Origin of the sequence: Pseudomonas sp. NBRC 111130, assembly GCF_001320485.1 — a bacterium.
Taxonomy (GTDB): domain Bacteria; phylum Pseudomonadota; class Gammaproteobacteria; order Pseudomonadales; family Pseudomonadaceae; genus Aquipseudomonas; species Aquipseudomonas vlassakiae.
Genome location: NZ_BCBG01000015.1, coordinates 32287 through 53181, shown reverse-complemented (window position 1 = coordinate 53181; position 20895 = coordinate 32287). Strand labels below are relative to the sequence as shown.

Annotated in this window: 19 protein-coding genes; 10 read left to right on the top strand and 9 right to left on the bottom strand. The window is 62.6% G+C overall.

The genetic code is table 11. The features are described 5' to 3' along the window. The first annotated feature begins 11 nt into the window (after positions 1-11). On the top strand, positions 12-1820 hold the full coding sequence (gene oadA, locus APH33_RS08865; protein ID WP_054884775.1) for a sodium-extruding oxaloacetate decarboxylase subunit alpha: 1809 nt from the start codon (positions 12-14) through the stop codon (positions 1818-1820). 100 nt (positions 1821-1920) lie between these two features. On the opposite strand, the gene APH33_RS08860 is transcribed toward oadA, so the two are convergent. Genes APH33_RS08860 through APH33_RS08850 form a run of 3 tightly spaced genes read right to left on the bottom strand, consistent with a single transcriptional unit; the run spans position 1921 to position 3686 of the window. Continuing rightward, positions 1921-2592 (bottom strand): GNAT family N-acetyltransferase, encoded by a 672-nt coding sequence (locus APH33_RS08860; RefSeq protein ID WP_054884774.1) that lies wholly within the window; start codon positions 2590-2592, stop codon positions 1921-1923. A 5-nt stretch (positions 2593-2597) separates the two neighbouring features. Next, the gene (locus tag APH33_RS08855) at positions 2598-3044 is read right to left on the bottom strand and encodes a GNAT family N-acetyltransferase (protein ID WP_054884773.1); all 447 of its coding nucleotides are present in this window, start codon (positions 3042-3044) and stop codon (positions 2598-2600) included. A 12-nt stretch (positions 3045-3056) separates the two neighbouring features. Then, positions 3057-3686 (bottom strand): FMN-binding negative transcriptional regulator, encoded by a 630-nt coding sequence (locus APH33_RS08850; RefSeq protein WP_054884772.1) that lies wholly within the window; start codon positions 3684-3686, stop codon positions 3057-3059. 90 nt (positions 3687-3776) lie between these two features. Between APH33_RS08850 and APH33_RS08845 the strand changes: the two genes are divergently transcribed. Next, positions 3777-5306 (top strand): PLP-dependent aminotransferase family protein, encoded by a 1530-nt coding sequence (locus APH33_RS08845; RefSeq protein WP_054884771.1) that lies wholly within the window; start codon positions 3777-3779, stop codon positions 5304-5306. Positions 5307-5336: 30 nt separating this feature from the next. Here the strand turns inward: APH33_RS08845 and APH33_RS08840 are convergent, their stop codons facing one another. The 4 genes from APH33_RS08840 to aspA form a co-directional block, all read right to left on the bottom strand. After that, entirely contained in the window at positions 5337-6440 is a 1104-nt protein-coding gene (locus tag APH33_RS08840; RefSeq protein ID WP_054884770.1) for a polyamine ABC transporter substrate-binding protein, read from the bottom strand. 2 nt (positions 6441-6442) lie between these two features. After that, complete coding sequence (locus APH33_RS08835) at positions 6443-7483, bottom strand: histone deacetylase family protein (RefSeq protein ID WP_054884769.1); 1041 nt, start codon at positions 7481-7483, stop codon at positions 6443-6445. A gap of 116 nt (positions 7484-7599) precedes the next feature. Beyond that, positions 7600-8592 carry an AraC family transcriptional regulator gene (locus APH33_RS08830; protein WP_054884768.1) on the bottom strand — a complete coding sequence of 331 codons (993 nt, stop codon included), beginning with the start codon at positions 8590-8592 and terminating at the stop codon, positions 7600-7602. Positions 8593-8857: 265 nt separating this feature from the next. After that, positions 8858-10282 carry an aspartate ammonia-lyase gene (gene aspA / locus APH33_RS08825; protein ID WP_027917067.1) on the bottom strand — a complete coding sequence of 475 codons (1425 nt, stop codon included), beginning with the start codon at positions 10280-10282 and terminating at the stop codon, positions 8858-8860. A gap of 182 nt (positions 10283-10464) precedes the next feature. On the opposite strand from aspA, the gene APH33_RS08820 reads away from it, so the two are divergent. The 5 genes from APH33_RS08820 (at position 10465) to APH33_RS08800 (ending at position 14122) form a co-directional block, all read left to right on the top strand. Further along, complete coding sequence (locus APH33_RS08820) at positions 10465-11382, top strand: LysR substrate-binding domain-containing protein (protein ID WP_054884767.1); 918 nt, start codon at positions 10465-10467, stop codon at positions 11380-11382. Between the two features lie 229 nt (positions 11383-11611). After that, positions 11612-12103 carry a 5-(carboxyamino)imidazole ribonucleotide mutase gene (purE, locus tag APH33_RS08815; RefSeq protein ID WP_003253304.1) on the top strand — a complete coding sequence of 164 codons (492 nt, stop codon included), beginning with the start codon at positions 11612-11614 and terminating at the stop codon, positions 12101-12103. A gap of 10 nt (positions 12104-12113) precedes the next feature. Continuing rightward, positions 12114-13196 carry a 5-(carboxyamino)imidazole ribonucleotide synthase gene (locus APH33_RS08810; RefSeq protein ID WP_054884766.1) on the top strand — a complete coding sequence of 361 codons (1083 nt, stop codon included), beginning with the start codon at positions 12114-12116 and terminating at the stop codon, positions 13194-13196. 97 nt (positions 13197-13293) lie between these two features. Beyond that, a complete protein-coding gene (locus APH33_RS08805) occupies positions 13294-13539 on the top strand; it encodes a GlsB/YeaQ/YmgE family stress response membrane protein (protein ID WP_054884765.1) in 246 nt (81 codons plus the stop codon). A 49-nt stretch (positions 13540-13588) separates the two neighbouring features. Continuing rightward, positions 13589-14122, top strand: a complete 534-nt coding sequence (locus APH33_RS08800; RefSeq protein ID WP_054884764.1) for a DUF3299 domain-containing protein — start codon at positions 13589-13591, stop codon at positions 14120-14122. A 66-nt stretch (positions 14123-14188) separates the two neighbouring features. On the opposite strand, the gene APH33_RS08795 is transcribed toward APH33_RS08800, so the two are convergent. After that, positions 14189-15085, bottom strand: coding sequence for a D-hexose-6-phosphate mutarotase (locus APH33_RS08795; protein WP_054884763.1), 897 nt, complete (start codon positions 15083-15085; stop codon positions 14189-14191). A gap of 71 nt (positions 15086-15156) precedes the next feature. Further along, a complete protein-coding gene (locus APH33_RS08790; RefSeq protein ID WP_027917060.1) occupies positions 15157-15555 on the bottom strand; it encodes an acyl-CoA thioesterase in 399 nt (132 codons plus the stop codon). Positions 15556-15913: 358 nt separating this feature from the next. Here APH33_RS08790 and APH33_RS08785 point away from each other — a divergent pair, with 358 nt between their 5' ends. The 3 genes from APH33_RS08785 to APH33_RS08775 all read left to right on the top strand — a co-directional run bounded on the left by APH33_RS08785 (position 15914) and on the right by APH33_RS08775 (position 20887). Further along, complete coding sequence (locus APH33_RS08785; RefSeq protein WP_054884762.1) at positions 15914-17203, top strand: MFS transporter; 1290 nt, start codon at positions 15914-15916, stop codon at positions 17201-17203. A 256-nt stretch (positions 17204-17459) separates the two neighbouring features. Continuing rightward, the gene (locus APH33_RS08780) at positions 17460-18458 is read left to right on the top strand and encodes a phosphate ABC transporter substrate-binding protein PstS (RefSeq protein ID WP_054884761.1); all 999 of its coding nucleotides are present in this window, start codon (positions 17460-17462) and stop codon (positions 18456-18458) included. A gap of 140 nt (positions 18459-18598) precedes the next feature. Then, positions 18599-20887, top strand: a complete 2289-nt coding sequence (locus APH33_RS08775) for an ABC transporter permease subunit (RefSeq protein WP_054884760.1) — start codon at positions 18599-18601, stop codon at positions 20885-20887. The last annotated feature ends 8 nt before the right edge of the window (positions 20888-20895 follow it).

Below are 20895 nucleotides of genomic sequence, written 5' to 3'. Positions count from 1 at the left end.
GAATCCCCATAATGTCCAAGAAAATTCACGTAACCGACACGATCCTGCGCGACGCCCACCAGTCTCTGCTGGCTACCCGTATGCGTACCGAAGACATGCTGCCGATCTGTGACAAGCTCGACAAGGTCGGCTACTGGTCGCTGGAAGTCTGGGGTGGCGCCACCTTCGACGCCTGCGTGCGCTTCCTCAAAGAAGACCCGTGGGAGCGCCTGCGCAAACTGCGTGCGGCCCTGCCCAACACTCGCCTGCAAATGCTCCTGCGCGGCCAGAACCTGCTGGGCTACCGTCACTACAGCGACGATGTGGTCAAGGCCTTCGTCGCCAAGGCTGCGGTCAACGGCATCGATGTTTTCCGCATCTTCGACGCCATGAACGACGTGCGTAACCTGCGCGTGGCCATCGAAGCGGTGAAGGCTGCCGGCAAGCACGCGCAGGGCACCATCGCCTACACCGTCAGCCCCGTGCACACCATCGACGCCTTCGTCGCCCAGGCCAAGCAGATGGAAGCCATGGGTTGCGACTCGGTTGCGATCAAGGACATGGCCGGCCTGCTGACACCGTTCGCCACCGGTGAGCTGGTCAGGGCGCTGAAGGCCGAGCAGTCGCTGCCGGTGTTCATCCATTCCCACGACACCGCCGGCCTGGCGGCCATGTGCCAACTCAAGGCCGTGGAAAACGGTGCCGATCACATCGATACCGCGATCTCCAGCTTTGCCTGGGGCACCAGCCACCCCGGCACCGAGTCGATGGTCGCCGCGCTCAAGGGCAGCGAGTTCGACACCGGCCTGGACCTGGAGCTGCTGCAGGAAATCGGCCTGTACTTCTACGCGGTGCGCAAGAAATACCACCAGTTCGAGAGCGAGTTCACCGCCGTGGACACCCGCGTGCAGGTCAACCAGGTGCCGGGCGGGATGATTTCCAACCTGGCCAACCAGCTCAAGGAGCAGGGCGCGCTCAGCCGCATGAACGAAGTGCTGGCAGAGATCCCGCGGGTGCGTGAAGACCTCGGCTTCCCACCGCTGGTGACACCGACCTCGCAGATCGTCGGTACCCAGGCATTCTTCAACGTGCTGGCCGGTGAGCGCTACAAGACCATCACCAACGAGGTGAAGTTGTACCTGCAAGGCGGTTATGGCAAGGCGCCGGGCGTGATCAACGAGCAACTGCGCCGTCAGGCCATCGGTAACGAAGAAATCATCGACGTGCGCCCGGCCGACCTGCTCAAGCCAGAGATGGCCAAGCTGCGCAGCGATATCGGTGCCTTGGCCCGGTGCGAAGAAGACGTGCTGACCTACGCCATGTTCCCGGACATCGGTCGCAAGTTCCTCGAGGAACGTGAAGCCGGCACCCTGACCCCGGAAGCCCTGCTGCCGATTCCTGAGGCCGGTGCCGTGGCGTCCCATGGCGGTGAAGGGGTGCCGACCGAGTTCGTCATCGACGTCCACGGTGAAACCTACCGCGTCGACATCACTGGCGTGGGCGTCAAGGCAGAAGGCAAGCGTCACTTCTACCTGTCGATCGACGGCATGCCGGAAGAAGTGGTGTTCGAACCCCTCAACGAGTTTGTCGGCGGTGGCAGCAGCAAGCGCAAGCAGGCCAGTGCACCTGGCCACGTCAGCACCACCATGCCGGGCAACATCGTCGATGTGCTGGTCAAGGAAGGCGACGTGGTCAAGGCCGGCCAGGCCGTGCTGATCACCGAAGCGATGAAGATGGAGACCGAAGTGCAGGCGGCCATCGCCGGCAAGGTTGTGGCCATCCACGTGGCCAAGGGCGATCGCGTGACACCGGGCGAGATCCTGATCGAGATCGAGGGCTGATTCGAAAGCCCTCATCTACAAGCGGTTAACCTCTGGGGAGCGGATGCTCCCCTTTTTTTGTGCTGGACTTTCCGGCCTCTTCGCGGGGCAAGCAAATCTTTCAGCCTTTGCGGCATGCCTCGAGCGTTTCTACCTGACCTTCCGGCTGTTGGTTCACCTCACTCAGCCACCGCTCGAACCCGGCCGCCACCTGTGGCCACTCATCATCGGTAATCGAATACCACGCCGTATCGCGATTGTGGTCCTTGACCACCAGGTGCTTGCGGAACACGCCCTCAAACGTGAAGCCGAACCGCTCTGCCGCACGCTTGGAGCGGGCGTTGGCGTTGTTGCACTTCCACTCCAGCCTCCGGTTGCCCAGCTCGAAGCTCAATTTGCCCAACAGGTAGACAGCCTCGGTGCTCTTGGGCGTGCGCTGCATGGGGGCGCCGAAGGCGACGTGGCCTATCTCGATACGGCCGTGGTCGGGCACGATCGACATCAGGCTGAGAACACCTTGGGCCTGGCCGGTGCCGCGGTCGATCACGGTGTAATACAGCGGGTCGTGGCCGGCGGCATTGCCTTGCAGCCAGCGGTCGAAGGCAGCGCGCTCGGTGAATGGGCCGTAGGGCAGGTAGTCCCACAGCACCGGGTCGGAATCGGGCCCTTGCAGGGCGAGCCAGAGGTCATCGCCGTGGCGCGCCGGGTCAAGTTTCTCCAGGCGGATGAAGCGGCCGTCGATGGGCTCGGCCTTGGGCGATGCAGCAGGTTTCCAGTTCAGTGCGTCAGTCATGTGGCCTACAACCCTTTGCGGAATTGGATGAAGCCCGGGCGCTCGGCAACCTGCTCGTACAGGCTGATGGCGGTGGCGTTGGTTTCGTGGGTCAGCCAGTGCACCTTGATGCAGCCGGCGGCCTTGGCCGTGGCGTACACGTGCTCGATCAGCTGTCGGCCGATGCCCAGGCCGCGCTGGCCGCTGTCGACGTAGAGGTCCTGCAGGTAGCAGGAGTTCTCGATGCTCCAGTTGGAACGATGGTAGATGAAGTTGACCATGCCCACTGCCTTGCCATCGACCCAGGCCAGGGTCGAATGGGTTGGCTCGTTGGGGTCGAGCAGGCGTTGCCAGGTGCTGAGGCTTACTTCCTCTGCCAGCTCGGTCTGGTAGAAGCCCAGGTAGGCTTGCCACAGGGCGAGCCAGGCGGCGTGGTCTTGGGCGCTGACAGGGCGCAGGGTAACGCTGGGCATGGGGCTTTTCCTTCAGAGTTGGCGCATATGCGCAGCAAGTTGGTTGTCCAGGTAATCCGGGCTGGCGCCCAGGCCATCACGCACGCCAGCGATATCTTCGGCCGAGCGGTTCTGGCTGAGCTTGCGCGCGCCTTGCAGGCGGGCGATGGGCAGGCGAATGCCGACAATGGCGCGGAGCATGCCATCGAGATAGTCGGTGGGGGCGTCGGCGACTTTCCAGGGTGCGCTGCGGCCTTGTTCGTGAAGATCGGTCAGGCGGCTGACAATCTGCAGCAACGGTGCGGCTTCGTGGATCACTTGCGCAGTGCCGTAAGCATGCACTGCAAGGTAATTCCAGGTCGGCACCACCTTGGGGTTTTCGGCCTTGCTCGGGTAATAGCTGGGGCTTACGTAGGCATCGGCACCTGGGAACACCAGGAGTGCTTCGCCACCTTGCGCCAGGTCCTGCCATTGGCGGTTAGCCCGCGCCAGGTGGGCATAGACGCAGCCGAACTCGCCCTCGTCGGTGTCGAGCAAAACCGGCAGGTGTGTGGCCAGCAGGCCCTGTTCACCGTGGCTGACCAGCACGGCTAGGCGGGTGTTGCGCATGTGCTGGTGCAAGCGCTCAAGGTCATGTTCCTGATGGGGTTTGCTGTTGTACATGCGCAGGGTCCTTGTTGAATGGCTCCATCCTAGGCAGGCTATTGGCTCTGGGTAAGAGCCATTAATGACTGTTTTGGTAGGTCCAATTCCATGAGCGAGCGTCCCTTCCTGTTGCCCTTCGATCCTGCCGGTATCGTGCTCGATCGCCGTCGCGGGCTCAGTCAACAGCTCTACGAGGCCTTGCGGGCACGGGTGCTGGATGGTCGCCTGAGCAGCGGTACCCGGTTGCCGGCTACGCGTGAGTTGGCGAGCGTCCTGGCGCTGTCGCGCAACAGTGTGGTGCGTGCCTATGACCAGCTGTATGCCGAGGGCTACATTGAAAGCCGGATAGGGGATGGCACGTATGTGAGCCGCCTGCCAAAACTATCCACACAACTGTCCACAGGCTTATCCCAAGGCTTATCAACAGACTTATCCACATTTCCTTCGGAAAATACTGAGGATTTATCCAGCAACAAGCTTTCCAGTGAGCCATTGGAACGGCTGAAAAGTAACCATCTTCCGCCGCCGAAAAGCGGTGCGCCGAAGGCATTTCGAGTCGGAATTCCGGCGTTCGATCTGTTCCCTTTCGACGTGTGGGCCAAGCTGCAGGCGGCTTTCTGGCGCAATCCGTCGCCGGCGCAGCTGGGCTATGGCGATCCAGCCGGTGAGCCAGTGCTACGCGAGCTGATAGCCGCCTATCTGCGCCGTTCGCGTGGCCTTTCCTGCACGGCTGAACAAATTGTGATCACCAGTGGTGCGCAACAGGCCATCAGCCTTTGTGCACAGTTGCTGTTGCAACCGTGCGACGGCGTGGCTGTGGAAAACCCGGGTTATCGGGCCGCCGGGCATACCTTCGCCGTGGCCGGTGGCAAGGTGACTGGCGTGCCGGTGGACGAGGAGGGCATGGATTGCCAGCACCTGGAGCAGTTGACGGACTGCCGGCTGGCCTATGTCACCCCGGCGCACCAGTACCCGACCGGCGTGACCATGAGCCTGCCGCGGCGCCTGGCCTTGCTGGCCTGGGCCGAGCGCAGCGATGGCTGGATCATCGAGGATGACTACGACGGCGAGTACCGCTACAGCGGCGCGCCCTTGACCCCGCTGGCAGCGCTCGACCGCCAGGGGCGGGTATTGTACGTCGGGACCTTCGGCAAGATCGCCTTTCCGGCATTGCGACTGGGCTATCTGGTGCTGCCTCCACGGCTGGTCCAGGCATTCAGCCAGGGGCGGGCGCTGGCGGTACGGCATTCGGAAGTGGGCACCCAGTGCGTGATGGCCGAATTCATGGCCCAAGGTCATTTCCAGCGGCACATCCGGCGCATGCGCAAGGCGGCGCTGAGCCGGCGCAATGTGCTCAAGGCCGGATGGCCTGTGGATGTGCCTGGACTGGGTGCGATGCCTGAGGTGGCGGCGGGGCTGCATGTGAAGGTGGATGTGGATAACTTTGCGCGGGAGCAGGAGCTGGTGGCCAGGGCTGAGGCGGTGGGGGTGGAGGTGAATCCGCTGAGCAGTTACTGGCTGGAGGAAAGCGGGCTGCCTGTGGATAAGCGGGCAGGGCTGGTGCTGGGGTTTGCGGCGGTGCCGGAAGGGGAGATTGCCGAAGCCTTGTTGAAATTGCGCAGGGTCTGGAAAAGGTAAATGGGGCTGGGAAGCAGCCCCAGCTCTGCATCAAGTGCCGGACTTAATACGGGTCCAGGCGCGCGTCCGCGCCCGTTCGGCCTCACGCGTCAACGGTTTGAGGGTATACAGCTTGGCCATCGCCTCCGCCGTCGGGTACAGGTTCGGGTTGTTGCGAATCGCCGGGCTGACCTTGTCGGTGGCATCCTTGTTCGGGTTCGGGTAGCCGACGAAATCGCTGATCGGCGCGATCACCTCAGGCCGCAGCAGGTAGTTGATGAATGCATGGGCATCCTCCGGGTTGGCCGCGTTCTTCGGAATCGCCAGCATGTCGAACCAGATCGGTGCACCTTCCTTGGGCAGGCGCATGTCCACCACCACGCCATTCTTCGCATCCTTCGCCCGGTTGGCGGCCTGCGAGAAGCTGCCGCTGTAGCCTACCGCCACGCAGATATCGCCGTTGGCGATGTCGGCCATGTACTTCGAGGAGTGGAAATAGGTGATGTAAGGGCGGATCTTCAGCAGCAAGGCTTCGGCCTTCTTGTAGTCCTCCGGCTTGTCGCTGTTGGGTGGCAGGCCCAGATGCTGCAAGGCCAGCGGCAGGATCTCCGACGGCGAGTCGAGCAGTGCGACGCCGCACTCTTTCAGCTTGGCGATGTTTTCTTCCTTGAAGATCAGGTCCCAGCTGTCGACCGGGGCCTGGTCACCGAGCGCGGCCTTGACCTTGTCCGGGTTGAAACCGATCAGGATGGTGCCGTACATGTACGGCACGGCGAACTTGTTGCCCGGGTCGTTGGCTTCGATCAGCTTCATCAGCGCCGGGTCCAGGTGTTGCCAGTTCGGCAGCTTGCTGCGGTCCAGCTGCTGGAACACCCCGGCCTCGATCTGCTTGGCGAGGAACACGTTGGACGGCACGACCACGTCGTAGCCGGAGTTGCCGGTGAGCAGCTTGGCCTCGAGCGCTTCGTTGGTGTCGAAGATGTCGTAGATCAGCTTGACGCCACTGTCCTTCTGGAAGTCGCTCAAGGTCTGCGGGGTTATGTAATCGAACCAGTTAAACACACGCAGGGTGCGCTGCTCGGCGTGAGCGTGCAGGGCACCGGTGAACAGGGTGGCAGCGATGAATGGGGCGAGCAGACGCTTGAGTCGGACCATGATCAGGCTCCTGGCTGGGCGCGCTGGAAGCCTTCCAGCACATTGACTGCGTTGATACCGATTTCTTCCACAGCGTAGCCACCTTCCATCACGAACAGGGTGGGCTTGCCGAGCTGGGCGATGCGCTTGCCCATTTCCAGGTAATCCGGGCTGTCCAGCTTGAACTGGGAGATCGGGTCGTCTTTGAAGGTGTCCACGCCCAGGGAGACCACCAGCACGTCGGCGTCATAGGCGGCGATGCGTTGGCAGGCGTCTTCCAGTGCGGCGCTCCAGGCTGCCCAGTCACTCCCAGCGGGCAGCGGGTAATTGATGTTGCAGCCTTCGCCTGCGCCTTCACCGGTTTCGTCGGCATAGCCGAGGAAGAACGGGAATTCATCCTGGGGGTCGCCGTGGATCGAGGCGAAGAATACGTCGTTGCGCTGATAGAAGATGTCCTGGGTCCCGTTGCCGTGGTGGTAGTCGACATCGAGGATGGCCACCCTGGCGCGGCCCTGGTCAAGGAAGGCCTGGGCGGCAATCGCGGCATTGTTCAGGTAGCAGTAGCCGCCCATGACTTCAGCAGCGGCGTGGTGCCCTGGTGGGCGGCACAAAGCGAAGGCCGAGTGAGCACCTTGCTCAATGGCAGCCTGGGCGGTCAGGGCGACCTGCGCGGCGCTGTAGGCGGCTTGCCACGTACCAGCGGTGATCGGCGCGCCGGCGTCGAAGCTGTAGTAGCCCAGTTCGCCATGCAGGCCGGTTGGCTTGACCTGGCGCAGGGTGCGTGCCGGCCAGGTGAAGGGCAGCAGATCACCGTCGTGACCGAGCGCGGCCCAGCGCGCCCAGGCGCCCTGGAAGAAGTCGAGATAGTCGGCGCTGTGAATGCGCTGCAACGGCGCACGGCCGAAATCAGTTGGCCCCTGGACATCGCCGAGGTTGCGCTTTTTCACTTGTTCGAGGACGTGGTCGGCGCGTGAGGGCATTTCGAAGCAAGGCATCAGCTTGCCGTCGATCAGCTCGCAGCGGCCATGGTGCAGGCGGTGATCATCGGAATAGATCGTCAGCATTTGTTGTTCTCCGGGGGTACTGGCGTGGGCCCATTTTCACGGGCGGCCAGTTGGCAGAGAACGACGCAAACGGCCAAAAGGGGATCGATGTGGCCAAGCTCGTTGGCCACAGCAGGTCAACCGCGGAAGTGGCTGGGGGCGACCCCGCTCCAACGCTGGAATGCATGGCGGAAACTCGCGGTCTCGCTGAACCCCAGGGTCTCGGCGATCCGGTAGATCGGCATCTGCTCGTCGGCCAGCAATTGCTTGGCTCGATCGAAGCGCAGCTCATCGAGCAGTTGTTGATAACTGCAACCCAGCGCCTGCAAGTGCCGGCGCAAGGTCCGCGAGGAACAGTTCATCTGCCGCGCCAGCCCCTCCAGGCCCGGCGCCGCATCCAGTTGCTGCAGCAACAACTGACGGATCCGCCCAAGCCAGGCTTGGCGCCCGGTGAATTCCAGGTTCAGGCGCCGGCAGCGCTCACTCATGGCCTTGTGGGTAATCGGGTCGGCCAGCGGCAATGGCATGTCCAGCCAGCGCCGCTCGAAGGCAAAGGCGTTGTCCTCGGCGTCGAAAGCCAGTGGGCACTGGAAGGCACTGGTGTAGAGACCATGGTAGCTGGGCCGTGGGTGCTCGAAGCGGGCGCCGAGCAGCGGCAGGGTTCGGCCGAGCAGGTCATCGCAGATCACTTTCAACGACACCAGGCAGAACTCGGCATTGAAGGCGGCGAGGGCTGGGCTGTCGTGGTATTCGCTGGCGCTGAACCAGACGCGCTGGCCATCGTCGACCAGGCGCAGCTTGAAGACTGTTCCCAGCAGTGCCGGATAGTGCAGCGCCAGGCGCAGGGCGTCACCCAAAGTGGCACTGGAGAGCAGGGCGTAACCGAGCATGCCGTAGCACGACACATGCATGCGCCGGCCCAGTTCCAGGCCAATCTCCTCGCGTCGGGCCACGGCATTGGCGCACACCTGCAACTCTTGCTGGGTAGTGATGCGTGCGTCGCTATGGCCCAGGTCGGCCGGGCCTATGCCGCTGCCGGCGAGCAACGTTGTCGCCTCGCAGCCTTCTTCCTGGAACAGGTTGAGGATCAGCGAAACCGCGTTGAGGGTGGTCAGGTGGCTGTGCAGCATGCTCGGTCATCCCGTGGGCCTGGGAGGCATTATGGAGCAAATTGTGTGCCGATATCTGGGGCCGCTGTGCGGCCCTTTCGCGGCACAAGGCCGCTCCTACAGGGATCGCGGTCGTCTGTAGGAGCGGCCTTGTGTCGCGAAAGGGCTGCGCAGCAGCGCCAAAATTCATCAGGCAAAAAAAAGGCCCGGAGCGTGCGCTCGGGCCTTTGAAAGGTTGAGAGGTGTCTAGTCCCTCGACCTGGTGAGACTGTTTGCAGCGGCCGGGTTACGCCTTCAGCGGAACCAGACGTGGAGCGATCATGTTTTCCGGACGCAGGATGTCGTCGAGCATCGCGTCGTCCAGCAGCTTCTCTTCACGCACCAGTTCAAGTACGCCGCGGCCGGTTTCCAGGGCAACGCGAGCGATACGGGTGGCGTTTTCGTAGCCGATGTACGGGTTCAGGGCGGTGACCAGGCCGATCGAGTGCTCGACCAGTTCACGGCAGCGCTGTTCGTTGGCGGTGATGCCGACGATGCAGTGCTCGCGCAGCATGTCCATGGCGCGCTGGAGCAGGCGGATCGAGTCGAAGATCTTGTAGGCGATCAGCGGCTCCATCACGTTCAGCTGCAGCTGGCCACCTTCGGCGGCGACGGTCAGGGCCAGGTCGTTGCCCATGATGGCGAAGGCCACCTGGTTGACGGCTTCCGGGATGACCGGGTTGACCTTGCCTGGCATGATCGAGCTGCCTGGCTGACGCGCTGGCAGGTTGATCTCGTTGATGCCGGTGCGTGGGCCGCTGGACAGCAGGCGCAGGTCGTTGCAGATCTTCGACAGTTTGACCGCGGTACGCTTGAGCATGCCGGAGAACAGCACGAAAGCACCCATGTCGGATGTGGCTTCGATCAGGTCGGCAGCCGGTACCAGCGGCTGGCCGCTGATAGTGGCCAGGCGTTGTACGGCCAGGGCTTGGTAGCCCGGGTCGGCGTTGATGCCGGTACCGATGGCAGTACCGCCCAGGTTGATTTCGGTCAGCAGTTCCGGCGCCAGCGAGCGCAGGCGCTGCAGGTCTTCGGTCATGGTGGTGGCGAAGGCGCGGAATTCCTGGCCCAGGGTCATCGGCACGGCGTCCTGCAGCTGGGTGCGGCCCATCTTCAGTACGTGGTCGAATTCCTTGCCTTTGGCAGCGAAGGCCTGGATCAGGCTGTCGAGGCTGGCCAGCAGGGCGTCGTGACCCAGCAGCAGGCCCAGGCGGATGGCAGTCGGGTAGGCATCGTTGGTCGACTGCGCCATGTTCACGTCGTTGTTCGGGTGCAGGTACTGGTATTCACCCTTCTGGTGGCCCATGGCCTCCAGCGCGACGTTGGCGATGACTTCGTTCGCGTTCATGTTGGTGGAAGTACCGGCACCACCCTGGATCATGTCCACCACGAACTGGTCGTGGTAATCGCCTTTGATCAGGCGGGCGCAGGCTGCACTGATGGCCGCGTGCTTGGCATCGCTCAGGTGACCCAGCTCACGGTTGGCGTCGGCAGCAGCCTGCTTGACCATGGCCAGGGCCACGACCAGCTTCGGGTAGTGCGACAGCGGAACACCGGAGAGATGGAAGTTGTTGGCAGCGCGCAGGGTCTGGATGCCGTAGTAGGCATCGGCAGGGACTTCAAGGGTACCAAGCAGATCTTTTTCGACGCGGAACGATGCAGCGGAGGACATGATGGATATCATCTCGATTTTGACCCGGCACATGCCGGAATGGCGCCAATCCTAGGCCTGAAGGGGATTTTGCGGCCAATGCTATTGCACGCTAACCTATGCACAAACGGCATAGTGTTTCATGTGACGCCAATTGACATTCGAGCGTGTTCCATTTTGGTGCACGCCGGGAGAACTGCTTCATGAACCTCGAAAGCAAGTGGCTGGAGGACTTCAGTGCCCTGGCCTCCACTCGCAGTTTTTCCCAGGCGGCCGAGCGACGTTTCGTCACCCAGCCTGCCTTCAGCCGGCGTATACGCAGCCTGGAAGCGGCGTTGGGCCTGACCTTGGTGAATCGTTCCCGCACACCGATTGAACTGACCGAGGCTGGCCAGCTTTTTCTCGTCACTGCGCGCACCGTTGTCGACCAGTTGAGCGAAGTTCTTCGCCATTTGCATCACCTCGAAGGAGGGCAGGGCGAGGTCATCCAAGTGTCAGCCGCGCATTCCCTGGCGTCAGGCTTTTTCCCCCGCTGGGTAGCCCAGTTGCGCAATGATGGTTTGAACATCGCCACCCGCCTGGTTGCGACTAACGTCGGAGATGCGGTGCATGCATTAAGGGAGGGGGGCTGTGACCTGATGCTGGCGTTCTATGACCCTGATGCCGCCCTGCAGATGGATGCCGAGATCTTCCCGTCGCTGCACATGGGCACCACCGAAATGCTTCCGGTGTGCGCAGTGGATGCCGACGGCAAGCCGCTGTTCGATCTTGAAGCCGACAGCAGCGTGCCGCTGTTGGCTTACAGCGCCGGTGCTTTCCTGGGGCGTTCGGTGAACCTGCTGCTACGTCAACGCAATCTGCGGTACACCACTGTCTACGAAACTGCCATGGCTGACAGTCTCAAGAGCATGGCGCTGGAAGGCATGGGCGTCGCCTGGGTGCCCCGTCTGTCGATGCGTGGCGAGCTGGAGCGCGGCGAGCTGGCGATTTGTGGCGGGAGCCAATGGCATGTGCCGCTGGAAATTCGCCTGTACCGCTGCGCCCTGGTGCGCAAGGCCAATGTGCGGCTGTTGTGGCGCAAGCTGGAGTCGGCAGGTGGCCCTGGTGAGGCATCAGCCTGACTGGCACCAGAGCTTGTCGGGTTGGGGGAAAAACTTGTCCCGCGAGACAGCTTGCCCTTTGATCCGACATGTGCTTACAGGGGTGGGCGGGCCGCCCAGAAATACGCTACAATCCCGCGCCTTCGACCGACCCGGTCGATACAGAATCCGTATGACAAGCCACGCCGGCCCACCTGCGTGGCTTGTTGCTTTTAGCGCGCCTGAAGGCGCTTGCAGGAGAGGCTCGACGATGAGTGCACTGGTTGGCGTGATCATGGGCTCCAAGTCCGATTGGTCCACCCTTAGCCACACCGCCGATATGCTGGAAAAACTCGGCATTCCCTACGAAGTGAAGGTGGTTTCCGCCCACCGCACCCCGGACTTGCTGTTCCAGTACGCCGAAGAGGCCGAAGGGCGTGGTATCGAGGTGATCATTGCCGGTGCCGGTGGCGCCGCCCACCTGCCAGGCATGTGTGCTGCCAAGACCCATCTGCCGGTGCTGGGCGTGCCCGTCCAGTCGTCGATGCTGTCGGGCGTCGACTCGCTGCTGTCGATCGTGCAGATGCCTGCCGGCGTGCCGGTGGCCACCCTGGCCATTGGCCGAGCTGGCGCCGTCAACGCTGCGCTGCTGTCGGCGAGCATCCTCGGCGCCAAGTACCCGCAGTACCACGCGGCGCTCAAGCAGTTCCGCACCGAGCAGACCGACACCGTGCTGGACAATCCAGACCCGCGCCAGGCTTGAGGCTGAACCCATGAAGATCGGTGTAATCGGTGGCGGCCAACTGGGCCGCATGCTGGCCCTGGCGGGCACTCCGCTGGGTATGAACTTCGCCTTCCTCGACCCGGCGCCAGACGCCTGCGCCGCCGCGCTGGGCGAGCACCTGCGTGGCGACTATGGCGACCAGGCTCACCTGCGCCAACTGGCCGACGAGGTCGACCTGGTCACCTTCGAATTTGAAAGCGTCCCGGCCGAGACCGTGGCTTTCCTGTCGCAGTTCGTGCCGGTTTACCCAAGTGCCGAAGCCCTGCGCATCGCCCGTGATCGCCTGTTCGAGAAAAGCATGTTCCGCGACCTGGGTATCCCGACCCCGGCCTTCGCCGACATCCTCTCGCAGGCAGACCTCGACGCGGCGGTCGCCAGCATCGGCCTGCCGGCAGTACTGAAGACCCGCACCCTGGGCTACGACGGCAAGGGCCAGAAGGTGCTGCGCACGCCTGAAGACGTGGTTGGCACCTTCGCCGAACTGGGCAGCGTGCCTTGCCTGCTGGAAGGCTTCGTGCCGTTCACCGGCGAAGTATCGCTGGTAGCCGTGCGGGCCCGCGATGGTGAAACCCGCTTCTACCCGTTGGTGCACAACACCCACGAGAGCGGCATCCTCAAACTGTCGGTGGCCAGCGACGCGCACCCGCTGCAGGGCCTGGCCGAAGACTATGTCGGTCGAGTGCTCAAGCAACTGGATTATGTCGGGGTGATGGCCTTCGAGTTCTTCGAGGTCGACGGTGGCCTGAAGGCCAACGAAATTGCCCCGCGTGTGCACAACTCCGGGCACTGGACCATCGAAGGTGCCGAGTGCAGCCAGTTCGAGAACCATCTGCGCGCCGTGGCCGGCCTGCCGCTGGGTTCGACTGCCAAGGTCGGTGAGAGCGCCATGCTCAACTTCATCGGTGAAGTGCCGGCGGTGGACAAGGTCGTGGCCATCGATGGCTGCCACCTGCACCACTACGGCAAGGCTTTCAAGGTCGGGCGCAAGGTCGGCCACGCTACCCTGCGCTGCCAGGACATGGTCAGTCTGAAGGCCAGGATTGCCGAAGTAGAAGCGCTGATCAGCAACTGATCGAACTTCTGCGCAAGGTCTGCCCTCTGAAAATGGCAACAAGCCAAAGCGCTGTCTAGGCTTTGGCTTGTTCCATCTTCACTTCAGAGGGATTGCCATGGGCATCATTGGAACCATCTTCATCGGCCTTATCGTTGGTCTGCTGGCCCGCTTCCTCAAGCCGGGCGACGACAGCATGGGCTGGATCATGACCATTCTGCTGGGTATCGCCGGCTCACTGCTCGCCACCTATGGCGGCCAGGCACTGGGGATCTACCAGGCGGGCCAGGCCGCAGGATTCGTCGGCGCGCTGGTCGGTGCGATCATCCTTCTGGTGATCTACGGATTCATCAAGAAACGTTGAATACTGGTTAGAATGCCCGGCAATTCATCCCGAGTTGCCGAGCATTTTCATGCGTGCCTTTTTCCTCATCCCGTTGCTTCTGGCCAGCACCCTGGCCCATGCCGAACTGCCCGAGACCGACTGGCTGGAGCTGATGCCCAAGTCAGACCAGAAGGCCCTCGAAGCGATGCCCGAGATCGATCACAACTCGCCGGAAGCCAATGGCACCTTCACCGCCAAGGGCGGCCTCAAGCAGAGCAAGGGCCTGCCGGCGGTGATGTATTCGACCAAGACCGTGGCGGCCATGGATGGCAAGGACATCCGCCTGGGTGGCTACCCGGTGCCGCTGGAAAGCGACGCCAAGGGCAACAGCACCTTGTTCTTCCTCGTACCTTACCCGGGCGCGTGCATCCACGTACCGCCACCGCCGCCGAACCAGCTGGTGCTGGTGCGGTATCCGAAAGGCTTGAAGATCGATGATATCTACACGCCGCTCTGGGTTAGCGGCAAGCTGAAGGTGGAGAAGGTCAGCAATGACCTGGCCGATGCGGCCTATGCGCTGGATGCTGGGAAGGTGAGGGTGGTGGAAGACGCCGACCTCTGATTGCCTGTACTGGCCTCTTCGGGGCGCCGAACCGCCGCGAAGAGGCCAGACCTGCCGAAGTAGAATTCAGATCGCTCCGCTGCCGATCCTGACCTGCAACGACCGGCTGGCCCCGGGCTTGAGCTCCACTACATCATCCCAGACATTCGCTGTCTCGATGCACAGCATCCGCTGCCAGCCGTCATCGGCCATGTCTGCCAGCTCCTTGGCCCGCTCGGTCCACGGATTCCAGATCACCGCCGAGCGAGACCCGCTGCAGGTCAAGGTAATCCGCCGCTCCCAGTGCGGGTCGACGATGCTCAGCTTCTGCGGCGTATCCAGGTAGATCCGGTCGGTTTCCCCGGCAAACGCCAACGCACCCTGCTGCTGGCGCTGTTCCCAGCCGGCCAGGGTCTCGATGTACTGCAGCCCCTCGACCCCTTCGACCTGCGCCTGGCGCACGTCGCTGACGGCGAAGTAGCTGTGCAAGGCCTGGCTGATGGTCACGGGGCTGTTGCCCATGTTGCGGCTGTTCAGGGACACGGTGAGATCGTCACCGAGCACGATGTGCAGTTTCAGCTCGACATCATGCGGCCAGTCCGGCAGATCGCCCTGGGCCTCTGGCAGCTCGAAATCGATGTGCAGGTCATCGCCTTTTTCTTCGACGCCCAGCAATTGCCAGTCACGCGTGCGCGCCAAGCCATGGGCGGGAGCCTGCTCGCCACGGTGCATGGCCTGCACGGATGCGGGGTTGCGCTGCAAGTTGCCAAACCACGGCCAGCATACCGGTACACCGGCGCGCACCGATTTGCCCTGGCGGAAGATGGCCTGGTCGCTCAGCCATAGCAGCGGTGGCTCGCCAACACGCTGGTAGCTGAGGATCTGCGCGCCCTGCTGGGCGATCAGTAGTTCGGCGTGGTCGCTGCTGATGCGCCAGCAGTTGAGTTCGCCGTGTTGCTCGGATTCGACCTTGAAGGTAGCCATTGCGCTCGTCTCATTGATTGCCTGTGGGCCTTGGACCCGGTGACGTGCAATGAGTTTACCGCTCGCGAGGCTCAGCGACGAGGCACCGAGCGGGTGCGGCCACTGCCATCGATGGCGACGAATACGAACGTCGCTTCAGTGACCTTGCGCCATTCGCTGGACAGCGGGTCGTCACTCCACACTTCGACCATCATGCGGATCGAGCTGCGGCCGATTTCCAGGGTCTGGGTGTAGAACGACAGTTGTGCACCGACGGCCACCGGCACCAGGAATGCCATGCGGTCGATGGACACAGTGGCTACCCGGCCGCCCGCGACGCGGCTGGCCATGGCGGTACCGGCGAGGTCCATCTGCGCGACCAGCCAGCCGCCGAAGATGTCGCCGAAGCCATTGGTTTCGCGCGGCAGTGCAGTGATCTGCAAGGCCAGGTCACCTTGCGGGATAGGATCTTCTTGTTCGAGCTCAATCATGCGATGGGGCCTCTGACCCGTGACGCTTCGTTGGTGTGGCGCAAGGCCGGGAAAACGATTCAGCTGACAACATACTACGCTGATTCCGCTTCGCGGGGCGCCCATAGGGAAACTCTGCGAAACAGTCTGACCTCAAGCCCGGCGTTTTCGCACAACTTCCCACGGTTAAAGCAACCTTTTCCTACGAGCGGCCAGTATATATAGCCAATCGCCAGGCGACGACCGCGCATTCACGAATATCTGTATGGTTTTTGTATCGCTTTCAGCGCAGCTCGGCAATTTGCTATCTTCGCTGCTCGCCCCAACCCAGAAGCCGCGTGCCAAGCGGCCTGCGTCACCTACAAGAGAACAACGAGCGATGACCTCCGTGCCGAGCAGTATCGAGCAGCCCTCGCGGCCGCTGACCCGCAGTGACTACAAGACCCTCTCACTGTCCGCCCTGGGCGGAGCCCTGGAGTTCTACGACTTCATCATCTTCGTGTTCTTCGCCACGGTGGTCGGCAAGCTGTTCTTCCCGCCTGACATGCCCGAATGGCTGCGCCTGATGCAGACTTTCGGCATTTTTGCCGCCGGTTACCTGGCACGGCCACTGGGTGGCATCGTCATGGCCCACTTCGGCGACCTGCTCGGGCGCAAGAAGATGTTCACCCTGAGCATTTTCATGATGGCCTTGCCGACGCTGATCATGGGCCTGCTGCCGACTTATGCACAGATTGGCCTGTGGGCGCCGGTCCTGCTGTTGCTGATGCGCGTGATCCAGGGCGCAGCCATCGGTGGTGAAGTACCGGGCGCCTGGGTGTTCGTCTCTGAGCACGTGCCGGCACGCAACACCGGCTACGCCTGTGGCACCCTGACCGCCGGCCTGACGGCAGGGATCCTGCTCGGTTCGCTGGTGGCGACCTTGATCAACACCCTCTACAGCGGCGAAGAAGTGGCCGACTATGCCTGGCGTATCCCGTTCCTGCTCGGCGGTGTGTTCGGCCTGTTCTCGGTGTACCTGCGCCGCTGGCTGCACGAAACCCCGGTGTTCGCCGAGATGCAGCAGCGCAAGGCATTGGCCGAAGAGTTGCCACTGCGCGCGGTGCTGCGTGATCACCGTGGGCCGATCATCCTGTCGATGCTGCTGACCTGGATGCTGTCTGCCGGCATCGTGGTAGTGATCCTGATGACCCCGGCGTTGCTGCAGACCATCTATCACGTCAGCCCCACCGATTCGCTCAAGGCCAACAGCCTGGCGATCGTGCTTCTCAGCTTCGGCTGCATCGGTGCCGGCAGCCTGGCCGACCGCTTCGGTGCGGGACGGGTGTTCGTGATCGGCAGCCTGCTACTGCTGGCCAGCTCCTGGACCTTCTACCACAGCCTGCCGACCCATCCTGAGCTGCTGTTCCCGCTGTATGCGCTGACCGGCCTGTGCGTGGGGGTGATCGGCGCGGTGCCGTACGTGATGGTCAAGGCGTTCCCGGCGGTGGTGCGCTTCAGTGGGCTGTCGTTCTCCTACAACGTCGCCTATGCCATCTTCGGTGGCCTGACGCCGATGGTGGTTACCGCGCTGCTCAAGGTCAGCCCGATGGCACCTGCCTACTACGTAGCAGGGCTGTGCGCCGTCGGTCTGGCGGTGGGCCTGTACCTGCTCGCCAACAAGCGCTGATCTGACGGCTGGCACGATCCCTGTGGGAGCGGGCGAGCCCGCGAACACGGGCGCAGCCCGTGCCATACACCGCGGTGCCTGCTTCGCGGGCTGGCCCGCTCCCACAGGGATAGGTGCAGGCTGCTGAACGGATGCGACCCATCTCATGATGGCCTTTCATCCATTTGTCACAATTGAGTCATATCGTATTCATGCGGCCTGCAGATACTTGGCCCCGTTCCATCCAACACCCCAATATTCCTGCTAGGAGCAAGGCATGAAACTGAAGCGTTTGATGGCGGCCCTCACCTTTGCCGCCGCTGGCGTTGCGACCGCCAACGCGGTAGCCGCTGTCGACCCTGCGATCCCGACCTACACCAAGACCACCGGTGTTTCGGGCAACCTCTCCAGCGTCGGTTCCGATACCCTCGCGAACCTGATGACTTTGTGGGCCGAGGCCTACAAGAAGGAATATCCGAACGTAAACATCCAGATTCAGGCTGCCGGTTCCTCGACTGCGCCACCCGCGCTGACCGAAGGCACCTCCAACCTCGGCCCGATGAGCCGCAAGATGAAGGACGTCGAGCTGCAAGCCTTCGAGCAGAAGTACGGCTACAAGCCGACCGCCATCCCGGTCGCCGTCGACGCTCTGGCCGTGTTCGTGCACAAGGACAACCCGATCAAGGGCCTGACCATGGAGCAGGTCGATGCGATCTTCTCGTCCACCCGCCTGTGTGGGGCCAAAGCCGAGGTGAAGACCTGGGGCGACCTGGGCGTGACCGGCGACCTGGCCAACAAGCCGGTGCAGCTGTTCGGCCGCAACTCGGTATCGGGTACCTATGGCTACTTCAAGGAAGAGGCCCTGTGCAAAGGCGACTTCAAGCCTAACGTCAACGAACAGCCTGGCTCGGCTTCGGTCGTACAGGCGATCAGCTCCTCGCTGAACGGCATCGGTTACTCGGGCATCGGCTACAAGACTGCCAGCGTCAAGACCGTGCCACTGGCCAAGAAAGGCAGCACCGAGTTCATTGAAGACAACGAAACCAACGCCCTGAACGGCAAATACCCGCTGTCGCGTTTCCTCTACGTCTACGTCAACAAAGCGCCGAACAAGCCTCTCGCCCCGCTGGAAGCCGAGTTCGTCAAGCTGGTCCTGTCGCAAGCTGGCCAGCAGGTCGTAGTGAAGGATGGTTACATCCCGCTGCCGGCCAAAGTGGTCGACAAGACCCTCGCTGACCTGGGGCTGTCCCAAGCCGGTAACGTTGCAAAAAAGTAAGTAACTGAGGATGAGGCCGGTGCTGAAGCCCGGCCTCTTCCACGACTTCCCCAGTCCGTTGCCAGGGTTCCTGAGCGGCGGGCTTTTTTGCGTCAACTCACTGTCATGTTTTTGTCATACGGGACCGCTAGGGTGTGCGCATGAATGATCTGGCCAATTCCACAATGACCCCAAACTCCCCGCCCGTGCGGATTGACTTCAATACGCCCGAGTTGCAACGCAAGCGCCGCATGCGCGCCCTCAAGGATCGCCTGACCCGCTGGTATGTACTGGTGGGCGGGCTTGCCGTGCTGGCAGCCATCACGCTGATCTTCTTCTATCTGGCTTATGTGGTATTGCCGCTGTTCCAGGGCGCCGAGCTGACTAGCAGGAAGGCGCTGGAGCCGACCTGGCTGCAGCAGGATGCCGGCAAGCCACTGATGATTGCCCTTGAAGAGCAGAACCTGGTCGGCATGCGCGTTTCGGACAAGGGCCAGGCCATTTTCTTCGACACCAAGAGCGGTAACCAGTTAAGCCGCGTCGACCTGCCATTGCCGCCAGGTACGCAGGTCGCTTCTATCAGTGCGGACCAGCCGGGCAGCCCGCTGGTGGCAGTCGGTTTGTCCAATGGTCAGGCGCTGGTGTTCCACCACACCTACAAAGTCACCTATCCGGATAACAAGAAGACCATCACCCCAGGCATCGATTACCCATATGGCCAGGCGCCGTTCGTCCTCGACGAGCAGGGCCGCGCGCTGGAGCATATGAGTGTCAATGTCAATGGCGACACCCTGCTGCTGGCTGGCTCTACGGGTGCGCACCTGCAGGTGGTCGAGCTGTCGCGCAGCGAAAACATGCTGACCGGCGAGACCAGCACCGAGCAGAGCCGTATCGAATTGCCGCAGATGACCGAAGTGGTGAAGAACATCTTCATCGACCCTCGTCAGCAGTGGTTGTATGTGATCAACGGTCGCGCCACCGCCGATGTCTTCAGCCTGCGCGACAAGAGTCTCAATGGCCGCTACAAACTGGCCGAAAGCGCGGACAGCGAAATCACCGCCACCGCTCAGCTGGTGGGGGGTATCTCGCTGATCATCGGCGATTCCAAGGGCGGCCTGGCCCAGTGGTTCATGGCCCGCGACCCGGATGGCGAGCAGCGCTTCAAGCAGATCCGTACCTTCAGGATGGGTAAGGCGCCGATCGTACAGATCGATGCCGAAGAGCGTCGCAAGGGCTTCATCGCCCTGGACAGCGACGGCAAGCTCGGCGTGTTCCACAGCACCGCGCACCGCACTTTGCTGGTCGAGCAGGCCGCCGAAGGGCCTGGCATCCTGGCCCTGTCGCCGCGTGCCAACCGCATCATCATTGAAGAAGGTGGCAAGCTGCTGCCGCTGAGCCTGCGCAACCCGCACCCGGAAATCTCCTTCAGCGCCTTGTGGGGCAAGGTCTGGTACGAGAACTACGACGAGCCCAAGTACGTCTGGCAGTCGACCGCCTCGAACACCGACTTCGAACCCAAGCTGAGCCTCTCGCCGCTGACCTTCGGTACCCTCAAGGCCGCGTTCTACGCGATGATCCTGGCGGCCCCGCTGGCCATCGCTGCCGCCATCTACACCGCCTACTTCATGGCCCCGGGCATGCGCCGCAAGGTCAAGCCGGTGATCGAGCTGATGGAAGCGATGCCGACAGTGATCCTCGGCTTCTTCGCCGGGCTGTTCCTCGCACCTTACCTGGAGGGCCACCTGCCCGGCGTATTCAGCCTGTTCCTGATCATGCCGCTCGGCATTCTGCTGACCGGCTTCACCTGGAGCCGCCTGCCGGAGTCTATCCGCCTGCGCGTCCCGGATGGTTGGGAGGCGGCAATCCTGATTCCGGTGATCCTGGCGATCGGCTGGTTTGCCCTGGCGGTCAGTCCGTATCTCGAAAGCTGGTTCTTCGGCGGTGACATGCGCCTGTGGATCGAGCACTCGCTTGGCCTGCGCTACGACCAGCGCAACGCCTTGGTAGTCGGTATCGCCATGGGCTTCGCGGTCATCCCGAACATCTATTCGATCGCCGAAGACGCCGTGTTCAGCGTGCCGCGCAGCCTGACCCTGGGGTCTCTGGCCCTGGGTGCGACGCCGTGGCAGACCCTGACCCGCGTGGTCATCCTGACCGCCAGCCCGGGCATCTTCTCGGCGTTGATGATCGGCATGGGGCGTGCGGTAGGTGAGACCATGATCGTGCTGATGGCCACCGGCAACACGCCGGTGATGGAACTGAACCTGTTCGAAGGCATGCGCACTCTGGCCGCCAACGTGGCAGTGGAAATGCCTGAATCGGAAGTCGGCGGCAGCCACTACCGCGTGCTGTTCCTCGCCGCCCTCGTGCTGCTGATGTTCACCTTCATCATGAACACCTTGGCCGAGCTGATTCGCCAGCGTCTGCGCAAGAAATACTCGTCGCTTTGATAGAAAGG

Excerpts from the sequence above, each read along its gene's own strand:
- APH33_RS08780 (WP_054884761.1), top strand. The coding sequence starts at position 17,460 with ATGAAACTGAAGCGTTTGATGGCGGCCCTCACCTTTGCCGCCGCTGGC.
- APH33_RS08820 (WP_054884767.1), top strand. The coding sequence starts at position 10,465 with ATGAACCTCGAAAGCAAGTGGCTGGAGGACTTCAGTGCCCTGGCCTCC.
- APH33_RS08850 (WP_054884772.1), bottom strand. The coding sequence starts at position 3,686 with ATGTACAACAGCAAACCCCATCAGGAACATGACCTTGAGCGCTTGCAC.
- APH33_RS08810 (WP_054884766.1), top strand. The coding sequence starts at position 12,114 with ATGAAGATCGGTGTAATCGGTGGCGGCCAACTGGGCCGCATGCTGGCC.
- APH33_RS08860 (WP_054884774.1), bottom strand. The coding sequence starts at position 2,592 with ATGACTGACGCACTGAACTGGAAACCTGCTGCATCGCCCAAGGCCGAG.
- APH33_RS08785 (WP_054884762.1), top strand. The coding sequence starts at position 15,914 with ATGACCTCCGTGCCGAGCAGTATCGAGCAGCCCTCGCGGCCGCTGACC.
- APH33_RS08845 (WP_054884771.1), top strand. The coding sequence starts at position 3,777 with ATGAGCGAGCGTCCCTTCCTGTTGCCCTTCGATCCTGCCGGTATCGTG.
- APH33_RS08835 (WP_054884769.1), bottom strand. The coding sequence starts at position 7,483 with ATGCTGACGATCTATTCCGATGATCACCGCCTGCACCATGGCCGCTGC.
- APH33_RS08840 (WP_054884770.1), bottom strand. The coding sequence starts at position 6,440 with ATGGTCCGACTCAAGCGTCTGCTCGCCCCATTCATCGCTGCCACCCTG.
- APH33_RS08800 (WP_054884764.1), top strand. The coding sequence starts at position 13,589 with ATGCGTGCCTTTTTCCTCATCCCGTTGCTTCTGGCCAGCACCCTGGCC.
- APH33_RS08775 (WP_054884760.1), top strand. The coding sequence starts at position 18,599 with ATGAATGATCTGGCCAATTCCACAATGACCCCAAACTCCCCGCCCGTG.
- oadA (WP_054884775.1), top strand. The coding sequence starts at position 12 with ATGTCCAAGAAAATTCACGTAACCGACACGATCCTGCGCGACGCCCAC.
- APH33_RS08830 (WP_054884768.1), bottom strand. The coding sequence starts at position 8,592 with ATGCTGCACAGCCACCTGACCACCCTCAACGCGGTTTCGCTGATCCTC.
- APH33_RS08805 (WP_054884765.1), top strand. The coding sequence starts at position 13,294 with ATGGGCATCATTGGAACCATCTTCATCGGCCTTATCGTTGGTCTGCTG.
- purE (WP_003253304.1), top strand. The coding sequence starts at position 11,612 with ATGAGTGCACTGGTTGGCGTGATCATGGGCTCCAAGTCCGATTGGTCC.
- aspA (WP_027917067.1), bottom strand. The coding sequence starts at position 10,282 with ATGTCCTCCGCTGCATCGTTCCGCGTCGAAAAAGATCTGCTTGGTACC.
- APH33_RS08790 (WP_027917060.1), bottom strand. The coding sequence starts at position 15,555 with ATGATTGAGCTCGAACAAGAAGATCCTATCCCGCAAGGTGACCTGGCC.
- APH33_RS08855 (WP_054884773.1), bottom strand. The coding sequence starts at position 3,044 with ATGCCCAGCGTTACCCTGCGCCCTGTCAGCGCCCAAGACCACGCCGCC.
- APH33_RS08795 (WP_054884763.1), bottom strand. The coding sequence starts at position 15,085 with ATGGCTACCTTCAAGGTCGAATCCGAGCAACACGGCGAACTCAACTGC.